The sequence below is a fragment of the Oceanobacillus sp. MO10714A genome (assembly GCF_037072045.1).
GTDB classification, from domain to species: Bacteria; Bacillota; Bacilli; order Bacillales; family Amphibacillaceae; genus Oceanobacillus; species Oceanobacillus indicireducens.
Genome location: NZ_JAXHDC010000009.1, coordinates 66,578 through 83,027, shown reverse-complemented (window position 1 = coordinate 83,027; position 16,450 = coordinate 66,578). Strand labels below are relative to the sequence as shown.

Here is a 16,450-nt window from a genome sequence, read left to right as displayed (position 1 = left end):
TGTTTGATTACATAATTAATCTCATATGCTTTATCTGGGACTAATCCATCATCTTTTTTCGGTGCTTTAGTTTTAGGTGTTTTTTTGTTGTCTTTATCTTTACCTGCAGGTTTTTCAGGTTTTGTTGGTGTTACTTTATTCTTATCTTTGTCTTCTTTTGGTGCTTTTTCTTTGTCTTTATCTTCTTTTGGATCTTTTCCTGGCTTCTTACCTTGCTCTGGTGCTAACAAAGAGTAGTTATTCACGTCAACTTCCTGTTTCGTTTTTTCTACAAACGAAATCTCTGCAGTATGTTCCATAGGGCCTATCGGAGTGTCTATGTACATACCAAGTTCATATGTTGCATCCAGTGAAGCAACTTCGAACTGGGCAATATAATTATCATTAGTATCTACATCACTTAATGTAATTTTCTCACCATTGATCGTCAGATAATCAACGTATTGCCCCATATTACCAACAATTTGGATGTATGCTTTTCCATCTTTATATAATAACGCAGCTGGATTATGGAAATAACGTTCTAAAGGAATATCTGATTTATACGTAATCGTGTATGCTTCATCTGGAGCAAACTCTGAATCAACGTTTTCTTTTTCTTGATCCGCTTCGTTGTCATCTTCTGGTTCTGTTGGTTGTTCAGGTTTAGTAGGCTCTGGATTTTCCGGTTTGGCAGGCTCTTCTGGTTGTTCAGGAGCTGGATCTTCTTCCGGTTCTTCTGGTTCCTCTTCAACAACTGGTATTTCCTGCAAACCCTCTAAAATAAATCGGAATGGTTCGTCACCTTTCATATCAATTGCCGGAACCTCATATTGCACTTGGGCATTGAGTTCTGCTTTAATAGTTTCTAGCGGAAATGCCATATACTTTGCAGCAGCATCCTCGGTTACAGTAGCTTTAGTCCCTTCAATTTGAATACCTGTAACTTCAGCCATTTCATTATGTGGCACTGTAATAACCAAGATAGCTTTTCCATCCACTATCTTTAATACAGCTTTTTCATTAATGAACCCAGCTGCACCAGATGGATCATCTGAATCTTTTTTAAGGGAAATTGCTTTTATTGCATGATCCCCATCTTCATAAACAACTTCCTCTTCCGCAAACACCGATGTGCCGAAAAGCGGCAGAGCCAGTACTGCGGCAATTAAAACAAGAAACCATTTTCTCATTTTATACTCTCCCTTGTGTGTTCAATTAGTTACGTGCAGGTCGGAATTTCCAAATTGTAATCAATGCGACTCCGGATACGAGTAGAAGGACTGCGTACAATCCGATCGGTGTATTCTCTCCAGTTTTTGGATTCTCGACTGCTTCGCCCCCGTCAGTTGCTGGAGCCTCATCTGTTGCACTACTTGTGTCACCAGGTGTGGCCGTTTCGCCCGCATCTGTACTAGCTGCAGCACCAGCTTGTGGTAATCCGCTGACATTGAAAACTGCACGAGCCGTATGTACTGTATCGTATAAATCTGGAACAACGATATGCATGTCCATGTTCAGGGGTGCGGTTAGATCTCCATCTACTCGGAAACTCACCGTTCTCGTTTCATTAGCTGTGTCTTCATTTACTACAGAGACTGCTCCAGCAGGTGTAGATAGAGATTTGATGTAATTACTGCCCGTTACCGTTAACGTAATAGTCTGTACACCATTTTCCACCGTTAAGGTAGCGGGGCTGACAAAGTATCCATCGGCAATGGACGTATTGTCACTGCTTTTTTCCTTCATTTCATAAGGCACTTGATATGTACCATCTGCAATTTGTGCAGACACTGGTGTTGCAACTAAAATGAAAATGATTGCAGCTAACAACATACCAAGTGGAAATCTAAACTTCATTGCTTTTCCTCCTTAATATTTACGATAAACAGTAGATTAGTAGATTTTGGTAATAGGAAAGCGCATTCACATATCTATCCTATATTTTCCTCATATCCCTGTTTATAACGTTTTATTTGCCACATATCCTAATCTACCATAAGGGAGAGCTTATATACAGGAGTATTATGAACGAACGATGAACAATTGATGAATTTTTGTTAACAAAGTGTTAAATCTTCGGAACAGGGACATGGGGTCAGAGCATTTGTCCCTGGGACAAATGCTCTGACCCCATGTCCCTGTTCCGATTTAGGTTGCAACTTTTTTCTTCGGTGTGGTTTTCCGTTTCGTTTGTTTTGGTTTATCTTTTTTAGCCCGATCTAGCGATGCTTGGAGTGCATCCATCAAATTCGTTACATTATCCGGTGACGGCTTTTCTTTTGCAGTTGTTGTTTCAGCATTATTTTTTCTCTCTTCAATTAACTCAAGTAAAGCTGTGCGATAATCATCCTGATATTTCTCCGGATCAAAGCTCGTTGTCAACTGTTCAATCAGCATTTTTGCGACATCCAATTCTTTCTTCACAATCTTCACTTCTTCCGGTACATTCGGTACATCTGCCACATTCCGCACTTCATCCGGATAATGAATCGTTTCCACTACGATTGTATTTTTATATACTCGAATAACAGCTAGTTGTTCCTTCTGGCGGATAATTATTTTCGCGATGCCGATTTTACCTGTATCTTCTAACGCACTTCGCAGTAATCCGTAAGCTTTACCTCCCCCTTCATTCGGGGATAGATAATAACTTTTCTCAAAATAAATCGGATCAATATCCTCGAGACTCACAAAATCGATAATTTCAACCGCTTTATCTTCCTGCTCTTTTCGCAAATTTTCCAAGTCCTCATCATCGAGGACAACAAATTTATTTTTCGTATATTCATAAGCCTTTACGATATCCTCATTCTTCAGCTCAACATCGCAAACCGGGCAAACTTTCTCATACTTGATCGGTGATTGACATTCTTTATGCAATTGTCGGAGCTTCACATCTTTATTTTCTGTTGCTGCATGCATCTTCACAGGGATACTGACTAACCCGAAGCTGATCGTTCCTTTCCACATCGTATGCACTCACAATCCCTCCTTTACAGCTAGTTTGTATAGTCAAAAATTATTTATGCAGTTTATTATGACGCAAATTACATAATTTAAGGAAAGGAGGTGCTGAAGATGATTATGAAACCTATCTACATAGAGGATATACCTACGGGGGATGAATGGTTATATGAAATTAAATATGATGGTTTCCGCGCTGTTCTTTCGATAACGACGGATGAACGGATTCAATTACAGAGTAAAAATAATCATAACCTCACCGGAAAGTTTCCGGAAATTATCGCAAGCCTTGAGGATATGCTTCCATCTTTGAAAAAGTTTCTGCCACTCACCTTAGATGGGGAACTTGTTGTGTTAAACAACCGCTATCAGGCTAACTTTGCTGAAATTCAAATCCGCGGAAGAATGAAGAACAATATGAAAATCACACAAGCAGCAGCCTCTCGCCCGGCAAACTTTATTGTGTTCGATGTCTTGCAAGCAAATGGAAAGAATTATACCGAAGAAAAACTTAGCTTCCGAAAAGCTATTTTGGAAGAAATATTAACAACATATACCGCGCGGGTCTTTCCGGTAAAGGTTTATTACAGTAAAGAAAAAATTATAAAAACAATGTTCGACTCAAAGGCAGAAGGTATCGTCGCCAAACGGCTAACGAGCAAATATAAAAAGGGGAAAAACCATCAGGATTGGAAAAAAGTAAAAAATTGGCGGCAGATTTTCACATTCTTAACAGCTTTCGACACGGAAAACGGCTATTTCGATGTCGGCGTCTATCATAACGGAAACGTAATAGATATGGGAAAATGTAAGCATGGCTTAGATCCAGAAACTTACACAACGGTAAAGCAATTTTTTATTGAAAATGGAAAAAAGGCCGGGAACCGTTACACCGTTCCCCCAGCGATTTGCACGGCGGTCCACACTCTCGATTTATATGACAATGAATTACGGGAACCTGAATTTGTTCAACTTATACCAGAGATGAAACCGGAAGCCTGTACGTTTCAGAAAATGCAGCTTGATCTAGCCATGCTTCCTAAAGAAATTACCCTTACCAATACAGACAAACTGCTCTGGAAAGAACCCAAGCTTGCGAAAGGAGACCTTCTCACCTACATAAGGGAAATCTCTCCTTATATTCTTCCATTTTTAAATAGTCGCTTGCTCACGATTATCCGGGCACCTGATGGGGTTGATAAAGAAAGTTTTTTCCAAAGACACCTCCCAAGCTATGCTCCAGAATTTGTAACCGCGATACGACAACAGGAAGAAACTTTCTTTAGTTGTGACAACTTAGAAACACTGAGCTGGTTCGCTAATCACGGGGCAATCGAATACCATATTCCTTTTGAGAGAAGCAGCAGCACAGTTCCATGCGAGATTGTCTTTGACCTTGATCCGCCAGACAGGAACCACTTTCATCTGGCAGTTCAAGCGGCACAATTAATTAAGATTCTCCTTGATGAACTGAAGCTTCATTCTTTTATTAAAACATCGGGAAATAAAGGACTCCAGATCCACATTCCAATCCGCGAAGGCAGTATGACATATGAGGAAACAGCAATTTTTACAGAGGCGATTGCAAAAACATTGGCAACAAATTATCCCGATGATTTCACAACAGAGCGGATGAAAAAGAAAAGAGCCGGGAGATTATATATTGATTATGTACAGCATGGAGAAGGGAAAACGATTATCGCTCCTTATTCCCCAAGACTAACAAAAGAAGGTACCGTTGCCACTCCTTTATTTTGGGATGAAGTCGATACAGATTTAAATCCGTCCGAGTTTACAATCGAAACAGTAGCCCGGCGCGTGCAGGATATCGGGTGTCCATTTCAAGCATATCTTCCCTTGCAACAGAATCAACAGATGAAGCATGTGCTAAGGTTCGTGCGGGGAGAAACAGGGTCACGTCTCATCTGAACCTGACCCCCTGCCTCGCTGTAAACTCTTATTTAAATTCTCTTCTACCTTTTTAAAATAGAGGTAATAAGCTGTCCAGTATATCGAATATACTCCAGTAAACACGAGTGTTGTCACAAGTATGGGTACAAATTTGAACGGTACCCAACCACCGAACAATGCGATGATGAAATAAACGACAACGGACATACAGTAGTGGATTATCGTTTGCTTAAGCATACTTAAGCCATTTTCTGTAAAGATGAAAGAAGATAAGCCGAAATAAATACCGAGTACGTATGATAGAAGCATAGCCAGCCAGATTTCAGAAATTGTCGTTTCCGTCTCGGTGAATTTCAGAATCGTTATCACAATTAATGAAATGATACCTGCAAACGCTATTCCCATCATACTTCTTTTAATTGCTTCCATTACCACCGTTATCGCCTCCCATCTCTAACTTGTTCTTCACTGCCGTCACATATTTTCGTGTAATATATTCTTTATTTCCCGACTGGAAAAACACACATAGATTCCCGTTAAAAGCTAATTCAAACCGTTCAATTCTATTTAAATTTCCGATGACCGATTTGGAAAAGCGCATGAACTGATGCGGAGCTAGCAACTCCTCGACTTCGTACAGTTTCATGCGAATTTCCACTTGGCGCTTTCCCATACAAGCAAACACTTTCCGTCTTTCCGCATAAACGAAATCAATCTTTTTCGGGTCAAGGAGGATCGTCTGCTCATCCTCTATCCCGAATATTCGCTTTCTATTTTTCCGCCTTAAGATCTTTACAATCTCTTCCAATTCTTCTGTCCATTCATTTGTCTGAATCGTGATGGAAGTTTCATCATATTGATCATCAATTTCGATATTGATCTTCACGAAGCTCCCCCTTTTCCCTATCCCGTTGTTCGTTTAAGAAAGTTCGGATAACCGATGAGTGCTAGTATAAATCCCAAGATACCGAAACCTAGCAGCACACTTGAGATTTTAAAGAAATCTCCCATCGCGAGCGTCCCGGTCATCGCCTCGCGAAAACCTTGGTGTCCCCAATATTGCGGTGTGAACCTGCTGATTGTCTGCAATAGTTCAGGCATCATTTCAAGCGGCATCCACAATCCCCCAATTAAGGCGCCACCTAATGCAAGCACCTGAGTAAGTGCGATCCCCATATTTGTCGTTTTTACAAGAATGGCGAGCGCGAGACCTAGCCCAGTCACCATAAATGTCAAAATGAACGCAAGAACAATGATATAAAACAACTGTTCAATTGGAACGTTATAAACAACTTTACCAAACAATAACAATATAACAATCTGTATAAAAACAATATACATGTAGGGAACCCATTTGCCTAGTAAATATAAATAACTTGATAGTGGGGTGCTTGCAATCCGAGCAACAAGACCATTGTTTTGGTCCTTTATCATCGATTCTGTCATCGTTATCATAATAAAGAAGACGAACATTACGGTATAGCCAGGAACAATGGATAGTATCACAGGCTGGCTCTCTGCTTCATTAAGTCCTGAGGTGAATACCGAGATAAATAATACGGTAAACAAAATCGGTAAAACAAGCGTCCAAAAAATCATTCCCCGGTCTTGAATGTTCTTTTTTAATTCTAACTTGATGATTGCGTTCATGGTGTGCCCCTCCCTTTATTCTCTTAATTGACTTCCTGTTAAAGAAAAGAAAATATCTTCCAGACGTGGTTTCGCAAGCTCCAGTCGTTCCGGATGACTGCCGCTCCGCTTACAATATTCCACGATATATTCCATTGCCTGAAGCGGATCACGCGTAATAAGCAAATAACTTTCTGCTTTTTCTTGAAGCATTCCGAAGCTTTCTAGTCCGGACGGCATGCAGTCATTTCCACTTACGAAAATTGAAGGTTTACCATGTTTTTCTAAAATCATTGAAATCCTGCCATTTTCCACAACTTTACCGTGATCGAGAAATGCAGCTTCATCACAAATTCGTTCAATCTCTTCCATATAATGACTCGCATAAATAATCGTTGCGCCCTTCTGTTTCAACCGCTCAATCATCTGAAAAATATACCGCCGAGACTGCGGGTCAATTCCGACCGTCGGCTCATCCATAATGATGAGATCAGGTTGATGCAAGAGGGCGCAGCCGATATTTAACCTGCGCTTCATCCCACCGGAAAAGGTCGTCACTTTATCTTTCGCGCGTTCCGTAAGACCGATTTCTTCCAAGACTTCCTCTATCCTTAACGTCAATGCCTTCCCGGAAAGTCCATAAAGCTTACCGAAAAAAACAAGATTATCCTGTGCGGTGACTGTTTCTTCAAGAGCTATTTCCTGGGGAACATAACCAATCTTCATCCGTGGATTCGTCAGCCGAATCTTCCCTTGAAAATTGCGAATGACGCTGGCAATGATTTTCAACAAAGTAGATTTACCAGCCCCGTTCGGACCGACCAATCCAAAACATACACCTGCCGGAATTTCCAATGAGATATTTGCCAAAGCAGTCTTCTTTTCATACTTCTTTGTTATCTGATCCACCTTCAGCACTTCCATCACCTTCCTTTTCTTATCGATTTCATTATGACAAAAATTCTTATAAAAAAAACGAGAAGGTGTATAACATGCATGAAGTTCTACATGAGATGATTAAAAAATGGGACAATCGGGGTCAGAGTGTTTGTCCCAGTGGGACAAATGCTCTGACCCCGATGTCCCGATTCTTTAAAGGATCTTGTTCAGGAATGCTTGGGTTCGTTTGTTTTGCGGATCGGTGAAGATTTGATTAGGGTTTCCTTCCTCCATAATGACCCCTTCATCCATAAAGAAGACCCGATCGCACACTTCACGGGCAAAACCCATCTCATGGGTAACAACTACCATCGTCATCCCGTCCATGGCGAGGCGTTTCATTACTTCAAGCACTTCCCCAACAAGCTCTGGGTCGAGGGCTGATGTCGGTTCATCAAATAACATCAGTTTCGGTTCCATTGCAAGGGACCGGGCGATAGCTACCCGTTGCTGCTGACCGCCTGAAAGTTGGGAGGGATATTGTTCCGCTTTCTCCGCAAGTCCCACCTTTTCAAGCAAATCCATACCCCGTTTCCTCGCCGCCACTTTAGATATTTTTCTAACTTTCATTGGTGCAAGCATTAGATTTTCAATAACTGACTTATGCGGGAATAGATTAAAATGCTGAAACACCATCCCGACTTCTGTCCGGATTTTATTAATATTTATTTTCGGATCACCTAAGTTATCTCCATCTATAATTACTTCTCCATCCGTAATAGCTTCAAGTAAGTTCAAGCAACGTAAAAATGTACTCTTACCAGACCCGCTCGGTCCAATCACACAAACTACTTCTTCATCGGCAATCTCACAATTAATTCCCTTTAAAACTTCATTGTTTCCAAACGATTTATGCAAATTCTTCACCGTAATCATTGGATATCCAACCTTCTTTCAACGTAACGTAATATATAAGAAAGGGACAACGTAATCACCAAGTAAAATACCGCTACTGTCGTATATATCTCAACGGCATTAAAATGGTTTGAAGCTATTAATCTACCCTGAAACATCAACTCCGGAACTAGAATAACAGATAATAGCGACGTGTCTTTAATACTAATGATAAACTGGTTACCTAAGGGAGGAATCATCCGCTTAAATGCTTGCGGCCAAATGATATATTGCATCGTCTGTGACTGATTGAGCCCTAAGGAACGTCCTGCTTCATGCTGACCTTTATCAATCGATTGAACGGCCCCGCGGACAATTTCCGCAATATAAGCACCAGAGTTAATCGAAATAACGACTATCCCGGCTGCTACGGAAGCCATATTGTATCCGGTAATAAGCGGTAAAGCATAGAAAACCCAAATCGCTTGCACAAGCACTGGAGTACCACGCACCACTTCTACATAGATGGAAGACACTACATAAAAAAATTTATTCTTAGAAATCCGTCCGAGACCGAAAACCCCGCCTAAAATAAAACCGATTAACAGTCCGACTACTGAGATTAATAAAGTATAATAAAGCCCGGTTCCTAAGTTTGGTAAGAAATCAATCACACTTGCCCAATTAAAACGCTCAAATCGCTCCAGCATCTTTTCACCTCTCCAATTAAAATAAGGCTTATCTTATCAGGAACGGATAAGCCTTATGATTACGTAATATAACCTATTTTTCTTCCTCTTCATCGGCATCACCATTACTTGCATCACCGAACCATTTATTATAAATCTCATCATATGTTCCATTTTCTCTTAGTGTAGCTAATGCATCGTTAATGGCAGCAACTAAATCTTCATTCCCTGCAGTTATACCAATGCCATAGTCTTCTGCCTGATAAAGATCACCAACGACCTTCAATCTGCCATTTCCTTCTGTCGCAATATAATATTCAATATTCGGAAGATCATACATAACTGCATCCGCGCTGCCATTTTCCACAGCAAGATAAACTTGATCCATTTGCTCATATTCATTGATTTCCGCGCCCGGAACATGCTCTCTTAAATAGTTCCCGGAAGTAGTTCCGAGGCGGGTTGCTACCGTTTTCCCATCCAAATCTTCCAGTCCGTTAATATCATCCCGATCAGATAACACACCAATTGCAATCCCAGATTCATAGTATGGATCGGAGAAATCAATCACTTTTGCGCGTTCTTCCGTAATACTCATCCCAGCAATCGCAATTTCAAATTGACCGGTCTGCAGTCCCGGGATAATTCCGTCAAAGTTCGTCGTCTCAATTTCATCATTTTCAATTGCAAAGCCTGCTTCTTCCGCAATCGCTTTAATTAATTCAATATCAAAACCAACAAGTTCCCCGTCTTCCACGAATTCAAAGGGCACGAAGGAATTATCACTAACAACCGTATAAGCATCTTCCAAGTCATAATCCCCATCTTCGGTAGCGGAGTCTGAATCTCCATCATCGGACGTTCCACATGCCGAAAGCAGTGCTACTAGCCCGAACAAAAATGCTAAGACTCCAAGCTTTCTTAACCCTTTTTCCATCTAAAATCCTCTCCCCTTATGTTTTTTGTAGCCACAATGGCAATCCATTCACCCACCGCCAACTATGTAATGCTACATTTTATCTATAACCTACTTTCTGATAATTGAAACATGGGGTCAGAGCGTTTGTCCCAGCGGGACAAATGCTCTGACCCCAATGTCCCACATTCAGTTTTTCTTTGCAGTGACTATTTTCTTGATCTGCTGGATTGCTGTCGGGTCCTCTAGACCAGTTAAGTCCCCAGCGACATCTCCCTTTACTTGCAGTTCTTTTAATAGCCGGCGCATAATTTTACCACTGACTGTTTTCGGCATCGCCTCGACAAAGAACACATCACGTGGTCTTGCTATTTGCCCAATCCCCTTAACAATACTCGCTTCAATATTTTCCCTTAATTCTTCATTTCCAACAAAACCGTCTGCAACCGTCACAAAAACTACTGGTACTTCCCCTTTAATTTTATCCGGCGCACCAATGACCGCAGCTTCCGACACCCCTGAAACCTCAAGTACAGCACTTTCAATTTCCATTGTACTCAAGCGGTGGCCGGATACATTAAAGGCATCATCGGAACGACCGACAACCCAGAAATAACCATCTTCATCCACTAGAGCAATATCACTGGCATAATAACTCCCTTTTACTTGGCTAAAATAGGTCGCATGATAACGCTCGGGTTCTTTCCATAACGTCCGGCAAAGCATCGGGAATGGCTTACGGATGACAAGGTTTCCGAGTGTACCTGCTGGAACCGGTTCACCTGCAGCATCGACAACGGCCGCGTCAATTCCAAGAAAGCCAACTCCGGCAGAACCAGGTTTCATCGGTGTCAACCAAGCTGCCCCAGCAAGAGGAGTCCCCGCCGTTTCTGTTTGTCCCCACGTATTATTTACACATATTTTGCCAGCGCCAAAAACATCTCTTGTCCAGTGCCACGTATCTGGATCAAATGGCTCTCCGACGAGAGATACAACATCCAGACAAGACAAATCATACGCTTCAAGCGTCTTCTCACCAAGACTCCGCAGCATCCTTAGTGCTGTAGGAGCTGTGAAAAGCTTATTGACACGGTACTTTTCAATAATTTGATAGATTCGGTCCTGATTCGGATAGTTCGGTGCCCCGTCATAAACAACCGTCGTTACCCCGTTAGCCAAGGAACCTGCGACACCCCAAATATGCATTGTCAGCCAGCCCACATCAGCCGTACACCAAAACACATCGTCAGGACGATGGTTCATATGATACTTCGCATAAATATAATTCTGAATAACAAAAGCCATTCCCGAGTGTACTACCCCTTTAGGCTTTCCAGTTGTTCCACTCGTATAAAACACTATTCCAGGCTCATTCGCCTCAATTGGCGTCGGTTCACAATAGAGCGATACTTTTTTCCGTTCCTCATGCCACCATACATCTCGCCCTTTTTTCATTGCAATTTCGGTTCCTAACCGTTCAACAACAATCACACCAGCAACACTTGTAATATCCCGAACAACCTGGTCCACTTTACGCTTAAGCGGAATTGTTTGCCCGCGCCGGACAGCTGCATCGGCAGTTACAACTACTTTCGGCTCAAAGGCTTGTAGACGGTCACGTAAAGATTGCTCAGAAAAACCGGAAAAAATTGTGCTATATACTGCTCCAAGCCGGAAACATGCTAGAATCGCAATAAAGGATTCCGCAAGATTCGGCAAATAAATCGCAACCGGGTCACCTTTTTTAACTCCAAAAGACTTTAAGACATTGGCAAAACGACTTACTTCAGCTAAAAGCATCTGATACGTATAAAAACTCGTCTTCCCGTCTTCCCCTTCCCAGATAAGCGCGGTCCTATTAGCGGCGCCATTTTCAACATGACGGTCTAGCAGGTTATAACACGGGTTACTGATTCCGCCCTTAAAGAATTCAAAGTTCGGCAATTCACCCGTCATCGTTTCTTCCCAAGGTTTAAACCAGTGCAACTCTCGCGCAACTTCCGCCCAAAACGCTTCTGGCTCTTCTTGTGAACGTTTCAATAATGCAGTAAAAGCTTCACTGTTGCCAAGCTCCGTTTTCTGCTGTTCCTCCTCTGTCGGCTGGACCAACTGGCTCTCCCTTACGATTTCTTGAATTCCCCCAACATCCGTATGCATTTATGTAGCCTCCCTTTGGATAATTTTCCTGGAAACAAAACAACTCAACCTGTAAACGCTTCCAAGTAGGTGTATCTTCTTTATTCACTTGTTCTAATAATATATCTATTCAGAAAGAAAAGTCAACAAAGTTGAATAGATTTTCTATATATTCTCCAAATTATTTACGGTTAAAATTATCTCTCATGTTTTATACACAATAAAATATACATAATAGTAGCTTATGATAAAGTGAAACTTCATTCAGTGGGGGTTTCCTTCCCTTTCCTTCCCTCCCCCACTGAATGTTAGTTGAACAGAATCAGGTATTTACGGACTGTATATCCCCCACCTTCACATTTTGGTTTTCCCTCTTGTTTAGAGGTGGGGGTATTACAGACCGTTAATACGTGATAAAGGAGGAAGACATGCTGTGAATGCAATTTTAGTAGCTATTATTGGAATGCTTATGTTGGCACTCGGTTATCGCTATTACTCCAGATTTGTGGCGGAAAGAATTTTCAAACTTGACCCGAACTATGTCACACCTGCCCACAGGTACAATGACGGGGTCGATTATGTTCCGACAAATAAGATTATTCTATGGGGACATCATTTCACCTCGGTAGCGGGGGCTGCCCCGATTTTAGGCCCCGCAATAGCATTATATTGGGGCTGGCTTCCAGCATTTCTATGGGTTATCCTTGGTACGGTTTTTGCAGCAGGAGTCCATGATTTCGGAACACTGGCAATTTCAGTGCGAAATAAAGGACAATCCATCGGGACCATTGCGGAAAAATTAATCGGTAGACGAGGGAAAATCCTGTTTTTATTTATCATTCTTACGCTCGTTCTAATGGTTAATGCTGTCTTTGCTTGGGTGATTGCTAATCTATTTATTTTCTATCCAGCAAGTGTATTCCCTGTATTCATTCAAATTCCTTTAGCCATCTGGATTGGTTTTGCGGTGTACAAGCGGAAAGCGAAAATGCTTGTTCCCTCGTTAATTGCCCTTGCTGTAATGTATTTGGCTGCAATTCTTGCTGCTGAATACCAATTTCTGCAAATCGATCTCGTCCAATATATGGGCGGTGAAAATGGGGCTGGTCTCTTCGGTTTAGGTGCAGTTGGAACAGCGTTTATGATCTGGATCGTCATATTAATGATTTATGTCTACTTTGCTTCAACTTTGCCGGTATGGATGCTCCTTCAGCCAAGGGATTTTATTAATTCTCATCAACTTGTCGTTGGCCTAGGTATTCTTTATCTCGGTCTCTTATTTACAAACCCTACGATTACGGCACCGGCAACAAATGCAAATCCGGATACTCCTTGGCTGCCATTACTCTTCATCACAATCGCTTGTGGTGCCATATCCGGTTTCCACGGCCTCGTTTCATCGGGAACATCGGCGAAGCAATTGAATAAAGAAACGGACGCTCGGTTTGTTGGCTATTTAGGAGCAGTTGGAGAAGGTATATTAGCTCTTATCTCCATCCTTGCAGTCGCAACATTATTTAACAATACAGCTGCTTTTAAAGAAGCATATTCCAGTTTCAGTGCTGCAAATGCTGCTGGGCTTGGGAATTTCGTCGAAGGTGCATCCGTACTTGCAGGTGGACTTAGAATACCTGCTCATATTTCAGTAACGATCGTTTCGATCATTGTTGTAAGTTTCGCGGCGACGACGTTAGACACTGCAGTGCGGCTAATGCGGTATATTATTGCGGAGATTGGTGCGGAATATAATGTGCAACCACTTACGAAAAAACATGTTGCTACATCTGTTGCCGTTTTATCTAGTGCTGCCTTAGCAATCCTTCCTGAAGGCCCGAGCGGATTTGGTTCTGGTGGATATTTAATCTGGCCACTCTTTGGAACATCGAACCAGTTGCTTGCAGGGATCAGTTTACTACTCATTTCCATTTGGTTGAAGCGTAGAGGCATAAATTATGCTGTTACACTCATACCGATGATTTTTGTCATGTTCATGACCTTGTACGCCATGTTCCAACAAGTGTTCTTTGAATGGATTTGGTTCGGAAATGAAGCGAATAATTTACTCTTTGTCCTTGGAGCAATTATCTTCGTCTTTGCCGTATGGATAACACTGACAGCGATACAAGTATTTAGAGGGAAATTTGAGCAAGAGAACGCGGACGATTAAGCGATGGATAAGTAATTGTAAAGGGATCATTCATTTGGTCCCTTTTCTTATATTAATTATAAAAGAAGGTGTTATGATGTTGGACCGTGTAAAACGGATTATTGAGATATATGAAGAAATCATCCGTATGCCCCATCGTACGGAAATCGCTCGTGAATTACGGGAAGAGGATGATATATTTTTACTCTTACTATACTCGGAGATGATCGGGATTCCTAATCCTGTCTATTACTATACGTTGGAACTCTATCCTTACATGATCGAAAAGTTCCACGAATGGCATTTACGGATGGGCATGGAGAAGTCTCCCCTATCTGGTATTCGCTGCTGTTGAATTATTCTTGAAAGGCGGGTTTACATGCTAAACGATACAAAGAAGATTTTATTTATTGGCGGTAAAGGCGGTGTAGGGAAATCAACTTCCGCTTCAGCCATCGCCTGGAAACTTGCTGCAGCAGGGAAAAAAACTTTACTTATTTCCACAGATCCCGCTCATAATCTCGGTGATATTTTCTCCGTGGAGATTGGAGGAGAAGCAAGAAGAATCGTTCCAAATTTATATGCACTTGAAATTGACCCGGAGTATGAGACGACGAAATATATTAATTCAGTCAAAGCTAATATAAAAGGAGTCGTTCATTCCAGCATGGCTGACGAAGTATATCGCCAGCTGGACACAGCAAAAGCTTCACCCGGTGCAGATGAAGCAGCATTATTCGATAAGCTAATCTCCATTATTATTGAGGGAAGTGAAGATTATGATCATCTTGTATTCGATACTGCACCTACCGGACATACAATCAGGCTCTTAACCTTGCCGGAACTGATGGGGGTTTGGATAGAAGGAATGCTCAAGAAAAGAAAAAAAACAAATGAAAACTATGTACAGTTATTGAATGACGGGGAACCAATTGAAGATCCAATTTATGAAGTATTGTTGGAAAGAAAAAATCGTTTCAGTAAAGCGCGGGAAATTCTGTTGAATCAAAATAAGACAAGCTTTATCTTTGTACTCAATCCAGAAAGGCTGCCGATTTTAGAAACGAAAAAAGCAATTGATTTATTAGCTAAATATGACCTGCATGTCCGTACAGTCATCGTGAATAAAATACTGCCAAAAGAAGCAGACGGCGCATTTCTCATAAAGAGAAAAGAATACGAAAAGCGGTACTTGGAACAAATTAAACATACATTCCAGCAACAAAAACTCATCCATGTACCATTACAATCCCAAGATATCACAAACATAGAACAACTAAACACATTCAGTAACTATTATTAGAATCGGGACAGGGGGTCAGTGCAAATGTCCCATTCGGGACACTTGCACTGACCCCCTGTCCCACTTTTTTATCCGTTTACGATGGTTCCTCCATTTACGTGGAGTGTTTGCCCTGTAACATAGCTGGAGTCGTTACTTGCCAAATAAACATAGGCAGGTGCTAACTCTTTCGGTTGTCCAGGTCGTTTCATTGGTGAATCGCCGCCAAACTTCCCGACTTTCTCTTTATCAAATGATGCCGGAATAAGCGGTGTCCAAATAGGTCCTGGTGCTACAGCATTCACACGGATTCCCTTCCCCACAAGTGATTGGGATAGAGAACGTGTGAAGGAAGTGATAGCACCTTTTGTCGCAGAGTAATCGATTAAATCCACATTCCCTTGATACGCGGTGATAGAAGAAGTGTTAATGATGGTGCTGCCTTTTTTCAAATTAGGCAAGACAGCCTTCGTCATATAAAACATGCCGAACACATTGGTACGGAAGGTTTGCTCCAATTGTTCGCTCGTAATATTCATAAAATCCTTCTGTTGGTGCTGCTCTCCTGCGTTATTTACTAGAATATCAACTTTTTTATACTCTTTTAACACTTGTGTCACTGCTGATTCACAAAACGTCTGACTGCCAGTATCTCCACTAATAAGTAAGCAGTTCTGTCCCTCCTGCTCCACCAACCGCTTCGTATTCTCGGCATCTTCATGCTCATCCAGATAGATAATCGCAACATCTGCCCCTTCTTTAGCAAAATACACACTGACAGCTCGCCCGATTCCACTATCTCCCCCTGTAATGATTGCTACTTTTCCTTCCAACTTACCGCTTCCTTTATAATTCGGATCTGCATATTCCGGTTCCGGCTTCATTTCCGCTTCAATTCCCGGCTGCTTGTTCTGCACTTGAGCAGGCGGGGTTATCTTTCCATTCTTATTTTCCATTTCCATTGTTGAATTACCTCCTTGAATGTAAGATTACCAAGTACGTTCGCATGTACTTTTCCCGGA

Annotated in this window: 16 protein-coding genes; 4 read left to right on the top strand and 12 right to left on the bottom strand. The window is 41.6% G+C overall.

Features of this window, described 5'->3' with window-relative positions; translation table 11 throughout:
• The 3 genes from SPD53_RS08165 to ku form a co-directional block, all read right to left on the bottom strand.
• Positions 1-1,172, bottom strand: a 1,172-nt coding sequence (locus SPD53_RS08165) for an NEAT domain-containing protein (RefSeq protein ID WP_336252221.1), incomplete at its 3' end; no start/stop codon positions are given.
• Positions 1,173-1,197: 25 nt separating this feature from the next.
• Entirely contained in the window at positions 1,198-1,839 is a 642-nt protein-coding gene (locus SPD53_RS08160; RefSeq protein ID WP_188856335.1) for an NEAT domain-containing protein, read from the bottom strand.
• A gap of 291 nt (positions 1,840-2,130) precedes the next feature.
• Positions 2,131-2,961, bottom strand: a complete 831-nt coding sequence (gene ku / locus SPD53_RS08155) for a non-homologous end joining protein Ku (RefSeq protein WP_336252220.1) — start codon at positions 2,959-2,961, stop codon at positions 2,131-2,133.
• A 99-nt stretch (positions 2,962-3,060) separates the two neighbouring features.
• On the opposite strand from ku, the gene SPD53_RS08150 reads away from it, so the two are divergent.
• Positions 3,061-4,875, top strand: a complete 1,815-nt coding sequence (locus SPD53_RS08150; RefSeq protein ID WP_336252219.1) for a DNA ligase D — start codon at positions 3,061-3,063, stop codon at positions 4,873-4,875.
• On the opposite strand, the gene SPD53_RS08145 is transcribed toward SPD53_RS08150, so the two are convergent.
• The 8 genes from SPD53_RS08145 to acs all read right to left on the bottom strand — a co-directional run bounded on the left by SPD53_RS08145 (position 4,861) and on the right by acs (position 12,021).
• The gene (locus SPD53_RS08145; protein WP_229782580.1) at positions 4,861-5,286 is read right to left on the bottom strand and encodes a DUF3021 domain-containing protein; all 426 of its coding nucleotides are present in this window, start codon (positions 5,284-5,286) and stop codon (positions 4,861-4,863) included. The genes SPD53_RS08150 and SPD53_RS08145 overlap by 15 nt on opposite strands.
• A complete protein-coding gene (locus SPD53_RS08140) occupies positions 5,273-5,743 on the bottom strand; it encodes a LytTR family DNA-binding domain-containing protein (protein WP_188856255.1) in 471 nt (156 codons plus the stop codon). Before SPD53_RS08140 ends, SPD53_RS08145 begins: the two co-directional genes overlap by 14 nt.
• A 17-nt stretch (positions 5,744-5,760) precedes the next feature.
• Positions 5,761-6,507, bottom strand: a complete 747-nt coding sequence (locus tag SPD53_RS08135) for an ABC transporter permease (RefSeq protein WP_188856254.1) — start codon at positions 6,505-6,507, stop codon at positions 5,761-5,763.
• A 15-nt stretch (positions 6,508-6,522) separates the two neighbouring features.
• Positions 6,523-7,404 (bottom strand): ABC transporter ATP-binding protein, encoded by an 882-nt coding sequence (locus SPD53_RS08130; RefSeq protein WP_188856253.1) that lies wholly within the window; start codon positions 7,402-7,404, stop codon positions 6,523-6,525.
• Between the two features lie 174 nt (positions 7,405-7,578).
• Positions 7,579-8,301: an amino acid ABC transporter ATP-binding protein gene (locus SPD53_RS08125; RefSeq protein ID WP_336252218.1), complete on the bottom strand. Its 723-nt coding sequence runs from the start codon at positions 8,299-8,301 to the stop codon at positions 7,579-7,581.
• Complete coding sequence (locus SPD53_RS08120; RefSeq protein WP_156855660.1) at positions 8,298-8,969, bottom strand: amino acid ABC transporter permease; 672 nt, start codon at positions 8,967-8,969, stop codon at positions 8,298-8,300. Before SPD53_RS08120 ends, SPD53_RS08125 begins: the two co-directional genes overlap by 4 nt.
• A gap of 73 nt (positions 8,970-9,042) precedes the next feature.
• On the bottom strand, positions 9,043-9,885 hold the full coding sequence (locus tag SPD53_RS08115) for a transporter substrate-binding domain-containing protein (protein ID WP_336252217.1): 843 nt from the start codon (positions 9,883-9,885) through the stop codon (positions 9,043-9,045).
• Positions 9,886-10,053: 168 nt separating this feature from the next.
• Positions 10,054-12,021 (bottom strand): acetate--CoA ligase, encoded by a 1,968-nt coding sequence (gene acs / locus SPD53_RS08110; RefSeq protein ID WP_336252216.1) that lies wholly within the window; start codon positions 12,019-12,021, stop codon positions 10,054-10,056.
• Positions 12,022-12,433: 412 nt separating this feature from the next.
• Here acs and SPD53_RS08105 point away from each other — a divergent pair, with 412 nt between their 5' ends.
• From SPD53_RS08105 to SPD53_RS08095, 3 genes are all read left to right on the top strand, one after another.
• Positions 12,434-14,167, top strand: a complete 1,734-nt coding sequence (locus SPD53_RS08105; protein ID WP_336252215.1) for a carbon starvation CstA family protein — start codon at positions 12,434-12,436, stop codon at positions 14,165-14,167.
• A gap of 73 nt (positions 14,168-14,240) precedes the next feature.
• Positions 14,241-14,501: a cory-CC-star protein gene (locus SPD53_RS08100; RefSeq protein ID WP_442946183.1), complete on the top strand. Its 261-nt coding sequence runs from the start codon at positions 14,241-14,243 to the stop codon at positions 14,499-14,501.
• 24 nt (positions 14,502-14,525) lie between these two features.
• Positions 14,526-15,449 (top strand): ArsA family ATPase, encoded by a 924-nt coding sequence (locus SPD53_RS08095; protein ID WP_336252213.1) that lies wholly within the window; start codon positions 14,526-14,528, stop codon positions 15,447-15,449.
• 68 nt (positions 15,450-15,517) lie between these two features.
• Here SPD53_RS08095 and SPD53_RS08090 read toward each other — a convergent pair whose 3' ends face one another.
• Positions 15,518-16,390, bottom strand: coding sequence for an SDR family oxidoreductase (locus tag SPD53_RS08090; protein ID WP_336252212.1), 873 nt, complete (start codon positions 16,388-16,390; stop codon positions 15,518-15,520).
• Positions 16,391-16,450 lie beyond the last annotated feature (60 nt).

Excerpts from the sequence above, each read along its gene's own strand:
- SPD53_RS08160 (WP_188856335.1), bottom strand. The coding sequence starts at position 1,839 with ATGAAGTTTAGATTTCCACTTGGTATGTTGTTAGCTGCAATCATTTTC.
- SPD53_RS08150 (WP_336252219.1), top strand. The coding sequence starts at position 3,061 with ATGATTATGAAACCTATCTACATAGAGGATATACCTACGGGGGATGAA.
- SPD53_RS08145 (WP_229782580.1), bottom strand. The coding sequence starts at position 5,286 with ATGGAAGCAATTAAAAGAAGTATGATGGGAATAGCGTTTGCAGGTATC.
- SPD53_RS08135 (WP_188856254.1), bottom strand. The coding sequence starts at position 6,507 with ATGAACGCAATCATCAAGTTAGAATTAAAAAAGAACATTCAAGACCGG.
- SPD53_RS08125 (WP_336252218.1), bottom strand. The coding sequence starts at position 8,301 with ATGATTACGGTGAAGAATTTGCATAAATCGTTTGGAAACAATGAAGTT.
- SPD53_RS08120 (WP_156855660.1), bottom strand. The coding sequence starts at position 8,969 with ATGCTGGAGCGATTTGAGCGTTTTAATTGGGCAAGTGTGATTGATTTC.
- SPD53_RS08115 (WP_336252217.1), bottom strand. The coding sequence starts at position 9,885 with ATGGAAAAAGGGTTAAGAAAGCTTGGAGTCTTAGCATTTTTGTTCGGG.
- acs (WP_336252216.1), bottom strand. The coding sequence starts at position 12,021 with ATGCATACGGATGTTGGGGGAATTCAAGAAATCGTAAGGGAGAGCCAG.
- SPD53_RS08100 (WP_442946183.1), top strand. The coding sequence starts at position 14,241 with ATGATGTTGGACCGTGTAAAACGGATTATTGAGATATATGAAGAAATC.
- SPD53_RS08095 (WP_336252213.1), top strand. The coding sequence starts at position 14,526 with ATGCTAAACGATACAAAGAAGATTTTATTTATTGGCGGTAAAGGCGGT.
- SPD53_RS08090 (WP_336252212.1), bottom strand. The coding sequence starts at position 16,390 with ATGGAAATGGAAAATAAGAATGGAAAGATAACCCCGCCTGCTCAAGTG.